Origin of the sequence: Nibrella viscosa, from assembly GCF_039541875.1 — a bacterium.
GTDB lineage: Bacteria > Bacteroidota > Bacteroidia > Cytophagales > Spirosomataceae > Nibrella > Nibrella viscosa.
Window position 1 is genome coordinate 25,303 of record NZ_BAABHB010000011.1, and the last position, 14,668, is coordinate 39,970.

Sequence of the window (14,668 nt, forward strand, 5' to 3'; positions counted from 1 at the left end):
TAACTATTCGTAATACTCAATCCGGCGAATCAGGTTGTTGGATTTGCCGGACCCACCTTCCTGCTTCTGCTCAATCCAGTTGCCAAATTTATCGTACTGGTACCGAAAAACAGGACTGGGATAATTCTTGTGTTCATACGTGAGCTCATTCCATTTACCGTCAAATTTGCTTCGACTGCGGTCCGAAAGGATATACTGCTTTTCGGGGTGCAGATTGGTGATCATCTCCGAGACCAGTTCGCCGTTTTGGTCAAATGATTGCCGGATAATCTGGTGCGCTTCCGATCCATAGCTGTATGTAGCTACATCGGTCCGTCTGTTATAGCGATACGTTTCCTGTCGAACGGGCCGGTCTTTCCGGTCGTACACATATACCTCCCTGGTTGTATCAGACCGCCAGGTGGGTAGGGACTTTTGGCTGACGCGCCGGGCAGCCTTCTCCCGTTGCCTCAGGCTGTCCAGCTTTTTTTGTTCCCATTCCGTTAACGCTACACCTGCCCGCTTCATTAAATCCTCAAGGCTTTCCTCCGTCGTGGATTCAAAAAACGGTTGTCGGGAATTAAACCGGCTAATCTTTTCCGTTACATAACCCCGCTTATCCCACCGATAGATTAGTTCCTGGGTCATTACCGTATCCAGTTCGAATGTCCGTTGCACCAGAGTACGCTTTCGTTTATCCAGTATGGTTTCCGTACGTTTCTTAACAGGCTTGTTGCCAATCACTCGCTTGTCACGAACGATATACGTATTCTCCCCGTACTCATAATCAATCCGGCCCTCGTGGCGGCCCATCAGCGCATTGGGTCGTAAGTCTTCGATCTCCAGTGCGGTGACCTGCCCATTGGTAGTATAGGTATACCGGTGAATGCTGGTGGGCGTGTTAAAATCATCCCGGCTTATTTTTTCTATCAGCCTGCCCTGCTGATCGTAGGTCTCCGTATAATTCGTCCCGGAAGAGCCGTCGAGCCAGTCCTCTTTCTTGTTACTGATGGGTGACTGCTCCTGGGTAACGCGTTTAACCGGTCCTTTCAGGGTAAGCTTCGCCACCTCGGGGCCGAACCGGAACAGTGATTCTGCCTTAATCTGAGCCAGAGCAGGTAACGCAATCAGACCAGCCAGCAGGAAGAACACCCAACGCAAATGCTTCATAACGAATGTGAATGGTACAAGTTTACTAATTGTTCGGCGCAGCGTTCGCCGTCCATGGCGGCCGACACGATACCGCCGGCGTACCCGGCTCCTTCGCCACACGGAAACAGCCGGCGTACCTGCACGTGCTCGCAGGTATCGGACTGGCGCGGTATCCGGACCGGCGACGAGGTACGGCTCTCCGCCCCGATGATCTGCCCCTCGTTGGACAGGTAGCCCCGCATTTTCTTCCCGAACTCGCGCAGCCCCTGCCGCAGCGGCTGCGCAATGTGGTCGGGCAGGACATCAGCCATATCCACCGACGCCAGACCGGGCTGGTAGGAGGTGGGCAACAAGTTAGGAGAAACGCGGCCGTTTACAAAATCGGCTATCCGTTGCGCCGGGGCCGTCTGATTAAGTCCGGCCAACCGGCAGGCCCGCTGTTCCAGGTCCTGCTGCATCACCAGCCCCGCCAGGGGGCCGTGTTGCCGGTAGGGTTTCAGGTCGGCTTCGGTAATGGCGACCACCAGGCCGGAGTTGGCAAACCGGGAGTCCCGGCGCGAGGGGGACATACCGTTGACGACCAGTTCGCCGGGTGCCGTAGCCGACGGGACAATAAACCCGCCGGGGCACATGCAGAATGAAAAGACGCCCCGTTCTACGCCATTATGCCGCGTCTGCGTCACCAGGCTGTACGATGCCGCCGGGAGGTACTCCCCGCGATTGGGGCGGTGGTACTGCAACTGGTCGATCAGCGCCTGCTGGTGCTCGATGCGGACGCCCATCGCAAAGGACTTGGCTTCGATGGCAATGTTATTGTCCCGCAGCAGGTAAAAGATGTCACGGGCTGAGTGGCCGGTTGCCAGGATGACACCGAGGCCGGTAATTTCGTCGCCGTTGGCCGTAATAACGCCTTTCATCTCGTCCTGCTCTACAATCAGCCCGGTCACTTTGGTGTCGAAACGCACTTCACCCCCCGCATCCAGAATACTCTGGCGAAGGTCGGCAACGACATAAGGTAATTTGTTGGTGCCGATATGCGGATGGGCGTCTACCAGGATCTGGTCGGTAGCGCCGTGGGCGACCAGAATTTCCAGAATGCGCCGGACGTTGCCGCGTTTGGTCGACCGCGTGTAGAGTTTACCGTCGGAGTAAGTACCGGCTCCGCCTTCGCCGAAGCAGTAGTTGGATTCCGGGTTCACGATATGGTCTTTGTTAATGGCGGCCAGGTCACGACGTCGGGTGCGGACGTCGCTGCCGCGTTCCAGCACAATAGGTTTTATGCCCAGTTCGATCAGCCGCAAAGCCGCAAAGAGACCGGCCGGACCGGCACCCACCACAATAGCCTGCGGTGCGCGGCTGACGTCCGGGTATTCTTTCCGGAATTCCAGTACGGGCGGTGGCGTTTCGCCGACGATCACTTCGGCATCGACGTGAACCCGCACCTGCCGGCCACGGGCGTCGATGGATTGCCGGCGTTTGCGGACAATCGGTTCGGCGGTATTGGTAAGTCGTACGTGCTCTAGCGCAATGACCCGGAAGGTTGGTTCGTCCAGTGCCTGTTCGGGGCTCAGCGTGAGCGATAGGGAATGAATCATCGTCGGATGGTAAGGTAGTTATCCTTACAGAATCACAAAAAAATATAATTTGGCGGTAATTCTGACCGCTTCAGAAACAACATTCGCTTTTTGTTTTGAGTTCTGAATTTAGGAGTCGATAGCCGATAGTCAATAGTCGATAGTAGGCTTTGCCGATTTCATGCTATTTACCATCAGGCCGCCCGACTATTGACTAATGACTATCGACTAATTCACTAACGACTACCAAGCTTATGCAACCAACAACAGCACGCAATAAAACCGACCTGTTTGAATCCCCTGATTTTTACAACATCGACGACCTGCTGACCCCCGAACACCGGCTGGTGCGCTCGTCGATGCGTGACTTTGTGAAGCGGGAAATCACACCCATTATCGAAGACTATGCCGAGCGGGCCGAGTTCCCGGCGTTCATCGTGAAGAAGTTCGCGCAGATTGGTGCCTTTGGCACGACGCTGCCTTCTGAGTACGGGGGTGGTGGTCTGGACTATCTGTCGTACGGCCTGATGATGCAGGAAATTGAGCGGGGCGATTCGGGGATGCGGTCGACGGTATCCGTGCAGAGTTCACTGGTGATGTACCCGATTTACGCGTACGGAAGCGAAGAGCAGAAGCGCCGGTTTTTGCCCAGGCTGGCTAGCGGTGACCTGCTCGGCTGTTTCGGGCTGACCGAACCCGGCCACGGCTCCAACCCCGGCGGTATGGAAACCGGGTTTATCGAGCGCAGCGATTATTACCTGCTCAACGGCAGCAAGATGTGGATCACCAATTCCCCGCTGGCCGACATTGCCCTTGTCTGGGCCAAAAACGACCAGGGTGCCATTAAAGGCCTGATTGTAGAGCGCGGCATGGAAGGTTTCTCCACCCCCGAAATTCACAACAAACTCTCCTTGCGGGCCAGCATCACCGGCGAACTGGTGTTTGAGGATGTGAAGGTGCCGAAGGAGAACTTACTACCCGGTGCCGAAGGACTGAAAGCGGCCCTATCCTGCCTGGATCAGGCTCGCTACGGCATTGCCTGGGGCGCGGTGGGCGTGGCCATGGACTGCTACGAAACCGCCCGGCGCTACGCCCAGGAGCGGGTGCAGTTTGGTAAGCCCATCGCCGGTTTTCAGCTCACCCAAAAGAAACTGGCCGAAATGCTGACCGAGATCACCAAAGCCCAGCTCATCTGCTGGCGGCTCGGTATGCTAAAAGATCAGGGAACGGCCACCTCTGCCCAGATTTCCCTCGCCAAACGCAACAACGTGGAAATGGCCCTCCGCGTTGCCCGCGAGTCCCGCCAGATCCTCGGCGGTATGGGCATCACCAGCGACTACCCGATCATGCGCCACCTGATGAACCTCGAATCGGTAGTGACCTATGAAGGCACCCACGACATTCACCTGCTGATTCTGGGGGCGGAGATTACGGGGCTACCCGCTTTTAAATAGTGAAGAATTAAGAGTGAAGAGTTAAGAATTAGGCTGGCGCAACCAAATGAGCGAAGCCGAAATAATTCTTAACTCTTCACTTCAAAAGCTCCATTCCCCGCTTCATCCCCTCCAACTGTCTCCGTTTCTGGAGGACGGTGGGGGCGGCTACGCGCTCCCGGCAGTCGAAGAGGCCGCAGCGCTCGCAGGCTTCGTTGACGATGCGGTGGGTGATGCCGTTGGCGGGGTTGTTCAGGAAGCGCATCTTGCTGCGGAGGGCGTCGTTGACGGCAAAACACATGGATACGCTCATGTTTTGCCCTACTTCCGGCTGGTAGGGGTGCGCTACCGTAATAATCAGGTAAGTTCGGTCCGTATCGACATACTGGGAAAGCTGCGCCCGGCACAAAGCTCCGCTGAATTCCTTTTGCTGTTGCAACAGGGCCAGCTCCTGTAAGCTGGTGAGGGCGACCCACCGGCGGCAGTGGTGCTCATCCACCATCCCTCTGGGGCCCTGTAGCCGCGACAGGTGCATCTCTTTAGTCAGCCGGAAGATGTTCTGTCCGGCGGTATTGTTGAACCGGTAAAAGAACAACTGGTCGATGCCGAAGTCCCTGGGCAGGATGTTGCTGAGCCGGTAGAAAAAGCGCTCCGGGGTGGACCGGAAGTCGGCGATGAGTTGCAGAAAATCATCGCTGCTCCAGGTGTCCCGCCGGAAGAACTCCTCCAGCCGGGCCACCAGTTGCTCACGCCGGATCAGAATGGCCCCGGCAAAATAAGAAGCTTTGTAGTTGTTCAGGATCTGCTCGAACGACTCGGCTTCGACCCACGAATACGTACAGGGCCGGACTTTCAGGCTGAGGTACTGAAAACCCAGTTCGCGGGCCAGAATAAACGTTTTCTGGTTGGTAGTCAGGTTGGCGTTCAGGTGCAGTACCTGGCTTTCGGGGCGGAACACCGACCGGAGTTGCGCCAGTTCAGGCTGAGCCGCCGGGTCGAACTGGTGGATTTCGATGTTGTACTGCAGCCGCAACAGGTTGGTCAGTAGCGACTCGGTCACTTCCTGGCCCTGGGGGACAAATTCGGTCAGGAACCGGCCGGCAGCTGCTTCAATGTCCTCAAAGTGGTTGTCGTACATCTCCTGGTACGACCGCAGCATGGTCAGGTACAGCCGCTCCACGCTCATGTTGTAGCTCTGGGCAATGTCCATGAACGTCCGGATCATGGCGCTGACCTTATCGGGGGCTTCGGCCAGCAGTTCGAGCAGGTCGGCGGGGTCGATGCCGAAGAGTTCAAGGGGTATTTCGGTCAGGAAGTTGGAGCGCAGCAGGTCGGAGATCGGCTCCAGCTTTTTGCTGAGTTTCAGCGAAACCAGACTGTCATAGTCCACCTGCATGGCGTTGGCCAGGGCGGCTATTTTGTCGGTTTTGGGGTATTTGCGGCCTTTTTCAATCTCGGTAATGTACGACACCGACATACCCGATGCCTGAGCCAGCTCACTCACGGACAGGCCTTTATCGATGCGCAACTGCCGGAGTTTTAAGCCGAACAGAAGGCGAATATGGTCGGTGGGAAACGACACGTTGGCAACTTTTATCATAATCTCTCTGTAAAGTAACGAAAAAAGCCGGGGTGGTTGTTCCGGCTGCCGGCCTTTGGTTACTTATAACCGTAAAAGAAAACCCGCCGGTCGTTTTACCGGTTCGGCGGGCGAGCAGTAACTTTATAAGTGACAAAAAGTAAATTTTGGTTGTTTCAACCAGAGGATTTAAAATCTGAAATATGAAAGAGCTAGTATTTACCGTAGAGGCTGACGAAGACGGCGGTTATGTGGCCAAAAGCCGCCTGGACAACGGCTCAATTGTCACTCAGGGAGATACTCTCGAAGAACTGAAGGCTATGATTATAGACGCTATTCAAGGGTACTACTTCGATAAGCCCCAGGAGCGTCCCCAGACGGTTCGCTTACAGTTTGAGGAAGTCTTCGCGCTGGCCTCATGAAGATACCCCGTGATCTGAACGGCAGCGACCTGATGAAACGACTGGAGCGGGTTGGCTATCTGGTACACCACCAGACCGGAAGTCACATCATCATTCGGACCACCCAGAATGGTGAGAACAATCCTCATTCGCTCAAAAATTGCTTACGCCTTTATGAGAAAACCCGCCGGCGGATATACCGACCGGCGGGTGTTGCGCATAGTGAATGGTGAAATGGAAAATCAGGCCGGGACCATTTCTTTTTTGGCCCGGTTCCAGTGCCGGTGCATGGCCATGGATTCTTGTAAGGCGGTGAAGAAGTCGCTCGAATAGGAGTCGGCCATCACTACGCCTTTGTCGGTCATGCTATCGTCGCTGAATAACCCTCCGTTATCGTCGGGCCGATTCAGGTTAACGCCCCGGATGGAGCTGGCCTGGAGCAGCCGGATGCCTTCGCTGGTGGCTCCAATGGGTTTGCAGTGCTTGAAAGCTTCGTTGATAAAATGAATCGCGTCGCCCTGCACCCGCAGTTTCTCGACGCTGTCTTCGCCACCGGCTACGTATACGGCATCGTACAGCACCGAAGCCGTGGTGGTGAACGTCTTGTCGATCTTCACCTCATCCAGGTTCTTCAGCTTGCCCAGTTTGGTAGATACCACTTCTCCCTTGGCACCTTCGGCTTTCAGGGCATTCTTCAGGCTGACGATCTGCTCCACGTCGGCCCCCTCGGCCGCCAGTATGGCTACCTTCCGGCCTTTGATAGAATCTTTTCTGGTGTTTTCCATGCTCAGGGCGGGCGATTGGTCTACCGTTTTGCGGTTTTTCCAGAGCGTCTCCCGCTGTGCCCGCAGTTCCTCCTGAATAGCCTCTATCTCCTTGTCGGGCAGCGGATCGAGGCCCAGCCCTTCGGCTACCTGCCGCGACAGGTCGGCATCGACATGGGCAATCAGTCGCACCATGCGCTCCTGAACGGCCATGGTCTCTACCTTACCCAGTTCAAACAGGAACGCTTCCAGAATGTGTTCTTTCTCGACGGCCGACATGCTGTTGTAAAACAGGGTAGCCTGGCTGAAATGGTCGCGGAAACCCTCGCCCCGGTGCCGGATCTTCGGCCCCTGTACGTGTTCCGGATAATGCACGTAGCCGTTCTCCTCCTCGGGAGCCATTTTCGGGTACCCGTCGGCCAGCGAGTTCGGGAAGTAGTTGACGCGCCCTTTGTTGATGGTCTGGCGCATATACCCATCTCGCTGGTTGTTGTTTACCTCGGCATGGGGGCGGTTGATGGGTATCTCCGCAAAGTTGGGGCCACCGAGCCGGATCAGTTGGGTATCCAGGTACGAGAACAGCCGGCCTTGCAACAGCGGGTCGTTGGTGACGTCGATACCGCTGACCACATGGCCGGGGTGGAAGGCAACCTGCTCGGTTTCGGCGAAAAAGTTGTCCGGGTTGCGGTCCAGCGTCATCTTGCCGATGATCTTTACCGGCACCAGTTCTTCGGGCCAGATCTTGGTGGCATCCAGAATATCGAAGGTAAAATCATCGGCCTGCTCTTCCTCGATCATCTGCACGCCCAGTTCAAACTCCGGGTAGTTGCCTATTTCGATGGATTCCCACAGGTCGCGCCGGTTGAAGTCCGGGTCCTTACCGGCAATTTTCTGTGTTTCATCCCACACCAGCGAGTGCATACCGGCTACGGGCTTCCAGTGGAACTTAACAAAGCGGCTTTTGCCCTGATCGTTAATCAGCCGGAAGGTATGCACGCCAAAGCCCTCCATCATGGAATAGCTGCGGGGCAGCGCCCGGTCCGACAGCACCCACATAATCATGTGCATCGACTCGGGCATAAGAGATATAAAATCCCAGAAATTATCGTGAGCCGCCGAGGCCTGCGGCATTTCGTTATGGGGTTCCGGTTTGATAGCGTGGACCAGGTCGGGGAACTTGATGGCGTCCTGGATAAAAAACACCGGCATGTTGTTGCCCACCAGGTCGTAGTTACCATCTTCGGTATAGAATTTGACGGCAAAGCCCCGCACATCGCGCACCGTATCGGACGATCCCCGGAAGCCGACAACGGTGGAGAACCGGACAAAAACAGGCGTCTTTTTACTGGGGTCCTGCAGGAATTTAGCCTTGGTGACTTCCTGCATCGACTCATACACCTGGAAGTAGCCATGCGCTCCGGAGCCACGGGGGTGAACCACCCGTTCGGGTATCCGCTCGTGGTCGAAGTGCGTCATCTTCTCCCGGAAGTGGAAGTCTTCCAGCAGGGTAGGTCCCCGGCCGCCGGCTTTCAGGCTGTCGTCGGTGTGATTGATTCTTACGCCCTGGTTGGTGGTAAGGTACTGTTCTTCCTGGTTTTTGTCGGGTGCCGGCTTTTTATTGTCTTCCATAACGCAGACTGAATTTTGTTGAGTGAGTTGAGTCGTAAGACGATCCTGGTCAGGGTCGCCTGTTCGTATAACCCCCTCTATACGTTATGGTTATTAGAGTTTAATTAGATTTACGTTGTGTAAGTGCCTGAGAGTGAGAAAATTCTGTTTGGTCGGCTACAAGCTGACAGTTTTTGCTCCGGAGGAGCCGGCGGTTTGTAGCAGCGCCTACAACCAGGAGTTTTTCTGCGCTGTAGGCGCAAGCCATACTTACCTGATAATCGACTGAATAATGTGTATTGGTGCCAGGGCCTGCTCGGGTTGGCTGCGGAGGCTCCGGCTCAGGTCATTGACCGCCCGTTCCAGCATATAGGTGTCCAGCATCATCTGGAACTCGCCTTTATCGGCCGGCACCAGCGTATCGTCCTGAATCGTCTTCAGATAGCCCTCCATAAAGAAGCCGCTCATGTGGTAGGCCCAGAGGTCGGCAAACGGCAGCAGGGTTGAAATATCCTCCTGGGCCACGAGGTGGGTCGCCTGAAGGCCATCGTAGGCCACCTGATAAAACGAGCGGATCATGGCCGCCACATCGCGCAGCGGAGAGCGTTTCAGCCGCCGTTCGCTATAGGGTCGGGTGGGGTCACCGCCGAAGTTGGTAATGGTCATGTCCTTGCCGGTAAACAAGACCTGCTGGAGCCGCATATTGCCGTGAATCCGGATCTTGACCACATCCAGCTTCTTCGCGTATATTCGCTTCAGGGTGTTGAGGATGTCTTCTTTCCGGTTGGTAATGGCCTGAACTTCCTGCCGGATAGGGTCGGGCAGCTTTGTCATGTTCCGGGACAGCAATTCGTAGCTTTCCCGCACCTGCGCCTGCATAGACGAGAACAGCGACCGCTGGTAATGCAGCGAAAACTCTTCGGGCGTAAAGTCTCGGTGATTAGTACGGGCCGCCAGCGCCCGGTGCAGTTCGGCCAGGCGAATACCCATCTGCCAGGCCTGTCCGGCCGCGTGGGCACCCAGCAGCTCGCGCAGATGCTCAGGCAGGTCGTCAAACGGCGTAGGGTCGGTCAGGGTACCTATTCGTTCGTCGGGCCGGAGCATTTCGCGATCGCGGGCCAGTATCCGCTCGATGTAGTTGTTCAGTCGTTCGATCATGAAGCTGCGGCCGTCGCCGTGGTTCTCCACCAACTCCTGAATCAGACCGATCTGAACGCTGTCTTTAGGTAACCGCCACTCAATTGATCCGAAATACCGGGGCGTGTGGGGAAACGAGGCCTGCTCGCAAAGGTACCGGCTCAACTCCACGTCGGGGTTGATGGCCCGGTCTACCTTGCGGTAGATCTTCAGGAAGAAGCGGTTGTCGTAGGTAATGGCCGTATAATCCCGCACAACCGGATAGATCCGGGACCGGATATCGTCCATACCCTCCACAATTTCACCCAGGCCTGGATTACCGGTAAAGGCCAGCGTACTGTTCGAGAGCGAAAGCTGTTTGTTGGTCAGTAAATTGGCCAGCAGGTGCTGCTGAAAGTCGGCGGTAAACAGTGCGTCGCAAAGCAGCCCCTCCTGATCGCCGATGCGGAGTTGCGAGATAACGGCCTGCGGACAGTTCTCGCCAATGCTGCGGGCTTCAGGCTCCTGCACAAACATTACCGGCAGCAGGTAGTGTTCGGGCAGGCCGCTCTCGAAGGATACCTCCAGCAGCAGCAGATAAGCGGACTGATCCATCACCGTCAGCGTGGCCTGTTCGCTGATGGCGAGGCTGAAAATGCTGCGGCCATTACCGCTGAACCAGCTCGACTTACGCAGAAAGGCCGGGAACAGCGTGCTTTCCAGCCGGCTGCGGGTGCTGGTACTCAGCAGCTCTTCCCAGCGGTCCAGCCGCAGTTCCGGCAGGGATTCTACGGCATGGGCTTCGTTCCGGACTTTCTCCAGCAAAAACCACTGGAACTCATGGGCGCTGAGGGTGAAGAAATAGGGCCGCTCTTCGCGAATAGTGGGAAACCGGTTCCGGCTGAACACCTCAACCGGTACGTAGCCGCTGAAATCGTTCAGGTCGATCTCTGCCGGCTGCGAGAACTTGGACAGGTTCACCACAATCAGCAGCGTTTCGTCTTCGTAGGTGCGGGTAAAGGCCAGTACCTTCGGGTTCTCAAGGGGCAGGAATTTCATGTCACCCCGGCTAAAAGCTTTGTAGCGCTTCCGCATGGTAATGATGTGCTTCATGAACCAGAACAGCGAGGAGGTATTTCGGCGCTGCATCTCCACATTCACCGATTCGTAATGGTATTCCGGGTCCAGAATCGTCGGCAGGTACAACTGCTGCGGGTTGGATTCCGAGAAGCCGGCGTTGCGGTCGGGTGACCACTGCATGGGTGTCCGGACGCCGTCGCGGTCGCCCAGGTAGACGTTGTCGCCCATGCCGATCTCATCGCCGTAGTAGATTACGGGCGTACCGGGCAGTGAAAACAGCAGCGAGTTCATCAGTTCAATGCGCCGGCGGTTGTTCTCCATCAGCGGAGCCAGTCGGTGCCGGATACCGAGATTGATGCGAGCCTTCGGGTCTTTGGCATAGACCTTATACATGTAGTCGCGTTCTTCGTCGGTCACCATCTCCAGGGTCAGCTCGTCGTGGTTGCGCAGGAACATAGCCCACTGGCAAACCTCCGGAATGGCCGGCGTCTGGTCGAAAATGTCGGTGATGGGGTAGCGGTCTTCCATCTGGAGCGACATAAACATGCGGGGCATCACCGGGAAGTGGTAGTTCATGTGGCACTCATCGCCGTCGCCGAAATACGAGGCCGAATCTTCGGGCCACATGTTGGCTTCGGCCAGAAAGGCGATGCCGGGGAATTGCTCATCGATGTGTTTGCGTAGCTTTTTCAGGAAGGCGTGCGTCTCCGGCAGGTTCTCGCCGTTAGTGCCTTCGCGCTCGAAGAGGTAGGGCACGGCATCGAGCCGGAAACCGTCGACGCCCATGGCGCACCAGTAATCGAGAATTTTAAAGATTTCTTCCTGCACCAGCGGACTGTCGTAGTTGAGGTCGGGCTGGTGGTAGAAAAACCGGTGCCAGTAGTACTGCTGCGCCACCGGGTCCCAGGTCCAGTTGGAAGCTTCGAAATCCTGGAAGATGATCCGGACATCTTTGTACTGGGTCGGGTCGTCGGTCCAGACGTAGAACTCCCGTTCGGGGGAGCCTTTGGGGGCCTGCCGCGCCCGCTGAAACCACGGGTGCTGGTCGGAGGTGTGGTTGATGACCAGCTCGGTTATAACTTTCAGGTTGCGTTTATGCGCTTCGTCCAGCAGTTGTTTGAAATCGTCGATATTGCCGTAGCGGGGGTTGATGCTGTAATAATCGGCAATGTCGTAGCCGTCGTCACGCAGGGGTGAGGGGTAGAACGGCAGCAGCCAGATAGCCGTAATGCCCAGTTCCTGCAGGTAATCGAGCTTCTCCAGCAATCCTTTGAAATCACCAATACCGTCGCCGTTGCCGTCGCGGAAGGCTTTGATGTGTAATTCGTAAATAACGGCGTCTTTGTACCAGTGCAGTTTATCGTCTAAAAGGGGTCTTTGATCTGCCATAACGTATCGGAGCAGTTTTCTTGGGTTAATCTATAGCGGCCTGTACCGGACGAACGCCGGTTGCGGGAATCAGCCAGACAAATGGTTACGTATGATAAACTGATGGAAGCGGTGTTTGTTACCGGCGGGGATGATTAGCTTTGCCGGGCTACTTGCTTTTATAACAAATCGAAGTCTTTCTGGAACTTTCGATATTTATTTTTCTCTTCTCCTATTTGATGAATATGCAACGACGATCCGCACTGAAGAGTATAGCCGGGGCGATAGGCGGACTGGTGAGCCTGCCGGCCTGGGCTAATGGCTGGACGCCCGAATCCATCGGTTCCGTTTCCGGCCTGCCTGCCGATCAGCAAACCCTGCTGGGCGAAATTGTAGAAACGATTATTCCGGAGACGGACACCCCCGGCGCTAAATCGCTCAAGGTGCATCAGTTTGCCTTGCGGATGATCAACGACTGCTACGGCGAACCCGCTCAGACCGCCCTCACCAAAGGGCTTGCCGCCACAGAAGAAACCGCCCGGCAGACTTACGCAAAAGCGTTTGCGGCCTGCGATGCCACACAGCGTACGGATGTACTCTCGAAGCTCAGTGCCTCAACCGACGAGGTAACCAAACGCTTTGCCGGTCTGATCAAGAACCTGACTATTCAGGGCTATATGAACTCCGAGTATTACCTCACCAACGTCGCCAAATACGTGATGGCCCCCGGTTTTTACCACGGCTGCGTACCGGCTCCAACGCGCTCACTTACGGAAAAGAAATAGTTTACAAATGTTTCAGGTTCCAGGTTTCAAGTTTCAGGGTTGTATGCCCAGCCCACATGAAACCTGAAACCTGGAACCTGAAACCTGGAACTTGAAACAAACATGTCCTATCTGAACATAGATTCCATAAAAGACCGCACCTTCGATGCCATTGTGATTGGCTCAGGCATCAGCGGTGGCTGGGCGGCTAAAGAGCTGACCGGCGGAGGCTTGCGGACCCTCGTGCTGGAGCGGGGCCGCGACGTAAAGCATATCCAGGATTACCCAACAGCGATGACGCAGCCGTGGGAGTTTCAGCACGGAGAACAACTCACCAAAGACTACCGGGATGCCAACCCCATTGCCAGCCGGTGCTACGCGAACCGGGAAGATGCGTCGCATTTCTTTGTCAAAGATGCCGAACATCCCTACATCCAGGATAAGCCGTTCGACTGGATTCGGGGCTACCAGGTTGGCGGGAAGTCGCTGATGTGGGCGCGGGGTACGCAGCGCTGGTCACAGTATGATTTCGACGGTCCGGCCCGCGACGGTTTTGCCGTGGAGTGGCCTATCGGCTACCAGGATATAGCCCCCTGGTACAGCTACGTCGAGAAGTTTGCCGGTATTTCGGGCAATAAAGATGGCCTGCCCCAATTGCCCGACGGCGAGTTTCTGCCCCCGCATGAGCAGTCATGCGTGGAGAAATATTTCACCGACCAGATGGCGAAGCAGTACAAAGGTGCCCGGCCGATTATCATTGGCCGCTGCGCCCACCTAACCAAGCCGCAGCCGATCCACTTTCAGCAGGGGCGGGCGCAGTGCCAGAATCGCACCCTGTGCCAGCGGGGCTGTCCCTACGGTGGGTACTTCAGCAGCAACTCATCGACATTGCCGTGGGCGGCCAAAACGGGTAAGATGACGCTCCGGCCCAATTCGGTGGTGCAATCCATTATCTACGATGCGAAGAAAGGCAAAGCCTCCGGTGTGCGGGTGATCGACGCCAACACGAAAGAAATGACCGATTACTACGCCCGCGTGATCTTTGTGAATGCCGCCTGCCTGAACTCCAACCTGATTCTGCTGAACTCCACATCGGACCGCTTCCCGAACGGGCTCGGCAACGACAATGGCCTGCTGGGCAAGTATATGGCGTTCCATAATTTCCGGACCACCATTTCGGCCGAGTACGAAGGCTTCCTGGACGTGACCACCGAAGGCAACCGCCCCAACAGCAGCTATATCCCGCGGTTCCGCAATGTCTTTAAGCAGGAAACCGATTTCCTGCGCGGCTGGGCGGCCGGTTTCGGTTCCAGCCGAATGCTCGACATGGACCGCTCGGCCATTGGCGAAGACCTGAAGGCCAGCCTGATGGCGCGTAATCTGGGTAACTGGCGCGTCAGCTCGCACATGATGGGCGAGACTATTCCGAAAGAAAGCAGTACCGTATCGCTGGATAGCAGCCTGACCGACCCGTGGGGCATTCCGCAGTTGCGCGTCTCAATCGGCTACGACGACAACGACGAGAAGATGATCAAAGACTTCCACGAGTCCATGACCGAAATGCTGACCCTGTCCGGCTTCAAAAATATCCAGACCCACGACAATCCGAACAAAGCACCGGGCCTGGACATCCACGAAATGGGCGGGGTGCGCATGGGTAAAGACCCCAAAACCTCGATGCTCAACAAGTGGAACCAGTTTCATAATTGTAAGAATGTCTTTGTGACCGACGGAGCCTGTATGACCTCCACCTCCACGCAAAACCCCTCCCTTACGTTTATGGCTATCACTGCCCGGGCGGCCAACTACGCCGTCAGCGAGATGAAAAAGAAGAATCTGTAAGCTGGGTT

Annotated in this window: 10 protein-coding genes; 5 read left to right on the plus strand and 5 right to left on the minus strand. The window is 56.0% G+C overall.

Annotated features, from left to right (window positions below):
• Positions 1–3: 3 nt before the first annotated feature.
• Both ABD931_RS21505 and ABD931_RS21510 read right to left on the minus strand, forming a co-directional pair.
• Positions 4–1,149 carry a hypothetical protein gene (locus ABD931_RS21505; protein WP_345270019.1) on the minus strand — a complete coding sequence of 382 codons (1,146 nt, stop codon included), beginning with the start codon at positions 1,147–1,149 and terminating at the stop codon, positions 4–6.
• Positions 1,146–2,726 (minus strand): NAD(P)/FAD-dependent oxidoreductase, encoded by a 1,581-nt coding sequence (locus ABD931_RS21510; protein WP_345270020.1) that lies wholly within the window; start codon positions 2,724–2,726, stop codon positions 1,146–1,148. Before ABD931_RS21510 ends, ABD931_RS21505 begins: the two co-directional genes overlap by 4 nt.
• A gap of 233 nt (positions 2,727–2,959) precedes the next feature.
• Here ABD931_RS21510 and ABD931_RS21515 point away from each other — a divergent pair, with 233 nt between their 5' ends.
• Positions 2,960–4,159, plus strand: coding sequence for an acyl-CoA dehydrogenase family protein (locus ABD931_RS21515; RefSeq protein WP_345270021.1), 1,200 nt, complete (start codon positions 2,960–2,962; stop codon positions 4,157–4,159).
• Positions 4,160–4,235: 76 nt separating this feature from the next.
• Here ABD931_RS21515 and ABD931_RS21520 read toward each other — a convergent pair whose 3' ends face one another.
• Positions 4,236–5,720: a helix-turn-helix domain-containing protein gene (locus tag ABD931_RS21520; protein WP_345270187.1), complete on the minus strand. Its 1,485-nt coding sequence runs from the start codon at positions 5,718–5,720 to the stop codon at positions 4,236–4,238.
• Positions 5,721–5,920: 200 nt separating this feature from the next.
• Between ABD931_RS21520 and ABD931_RS21525 the strand changes: the two genes are divergently transcribed.
• Together ABD931_RS21525 and ABD931_RS21530 are read left to right on the plus strand one after the other, a co-directional pair.
• Positions 5,921–6,139 (plus strand): type II toxin-antitoxin system HicB family antitoxin, encoded by a 219-nt coding sequence (locus tag ABD931_RS21525; protein ID WP_345270022.1) that lies wholly within the window; start codon positions 5,921–5,923, stop codon positions 6,137–6,139.
• Positions 6,136–6,351: a type II toxin-antitoxin system HicA family toxin gene (locus ABD931_RS21530; protein ID WP_345270023.1), complete on the plus strand. Its 216-nt coding sequence runs from the start codon at positions 6,136–6,138 to the stop codon at positions 6,349–6,351. The genes ABD931_RS21525 and ABD931_RS21530 overlap by 4 nt, the downstream gene beginning before the upstream one ends.
• 9 nt (positions 6,352–6,360) lie before the next feature.
• Here the strand turns inward: ABD931_RS21530 and ABD931_RS21535 are convergent, their stop codons facing one another.
• Positions 6,361–8,511, minus strand: coding sequence for a catalase (locus ABD931_RS21535; RefSeq protein ID WP_345270025.1), 2,151 nt, complete (start codon positions 8,509–8,511; stop codon positions 6,361–6,363).
• A 249-nt stretch (positions 8,512–8,760) separates the two neighbouring features.
• Positions 8,761–12,075, minus strand: coding sequence for a maltose alpha-D-glucosyltransferase (treS, locus tag ABD931_RS21540; RefSeq protein ID WP_345270026.1), 3,315 nt, complete (start codon positions 12,073–12,075; stop codon positions 8,761–8,763).
• 224 nt (positions 12,076–12,299) lie between these two features.
• Between treS and ABD931_RS21545 the strand changes: the two genes are divergently transcribed.
• Both ABD931_RS21545 and ABD931_RS21550 read left to right on the plus strand, forming a co-directional pair.
• Entirely contained in the window at positions 12,300–12,839 is a 540-nt protein-coding gene (locus tag ABD931_RS21545; RefSeq protein ID WP_345270027.1) for a gluconate 2-dehydrogenase subunit 3 family protein, read from the plus strand.
• A gap of 102 nt (positions 12,840–12,941) precedes the next feature.
• On the plus strand, positions 12,942–14,660 hold the full coding sequence (locus ABD931_RS21550) for a GMC oxidoreductase (protein WP_345270028.1): 1,719 nt from the start codon (positions 12,942–12,944) through the stop codon (positions 14,658–14,660).
• Positions 14,661–14,668: the final 8 nt, after the last annotated feature.

Bases quoted from the DNA above. Each gene is read 5' to 3' on its own strand.
- ABD931_RS21505 (WP_345270019.1), bottom strand. From the start codon at position 1,149: ATGAAGCATTTGCGTTGGGTGTTCTTCCTGCTGGCTGGTCTGATTGCG.
- ABD931_RS21510 (WP_345270020.1), bottom strand. From the start codon at position 2,726: ATGATTCATTCCCTATCGCTCACGCTGAGCCCCGAACAGGCACTGGAC.
- ABD931_RS21515 (WP_345270021.1), top strand. From the start codon at position 2,960: ATGCAACCAACAACAGCACGCAATAAAACCGACCTGTTTGAATCCCCT.
- ABD931_RS21525 (WP_345270022.1), top strand. From the start codon at position 5,921: ATGAAAGAGCTAGTATTTACCGTAGAGGCTGACGAAGACGGCGGTTAT.
- ABD931_RS21530 (WP_345270023.1), top strand. From the start codon at position 6,136: ATGAAGATACCCCGTGATCTGAACGGCAGCGACCTGATGAAACGACTG.
- ABD931_RS21535 (WP_345270025.1), bottom strand. From the start codon at position 8,511: ATGGAAGACAATAAAAAGCCGGCACCCGACAAAAACCAGGAAGAACAG.
- treS (WP_345270026.1), bottom strand. From the start codon at position 12,075: ATGGCAGATCAAAGACCCCTTTTAGACGATAAACTGCACTGGTACAAA.
- ABD931_RS21545 (WP_345270027.1), top strand. From the start codon at position 12,300: ATGCAACGACGATCCGCACTGAAGAGTATAGCCGGGGCGATAGGCGGA.
- ABD931_RS21550 (WP_345270028.1), top strand. From the start codon at position 12,942: ATGTCCTATCTGAACATAGATTCCATAAAAGACCGCACCTTCGATGCC.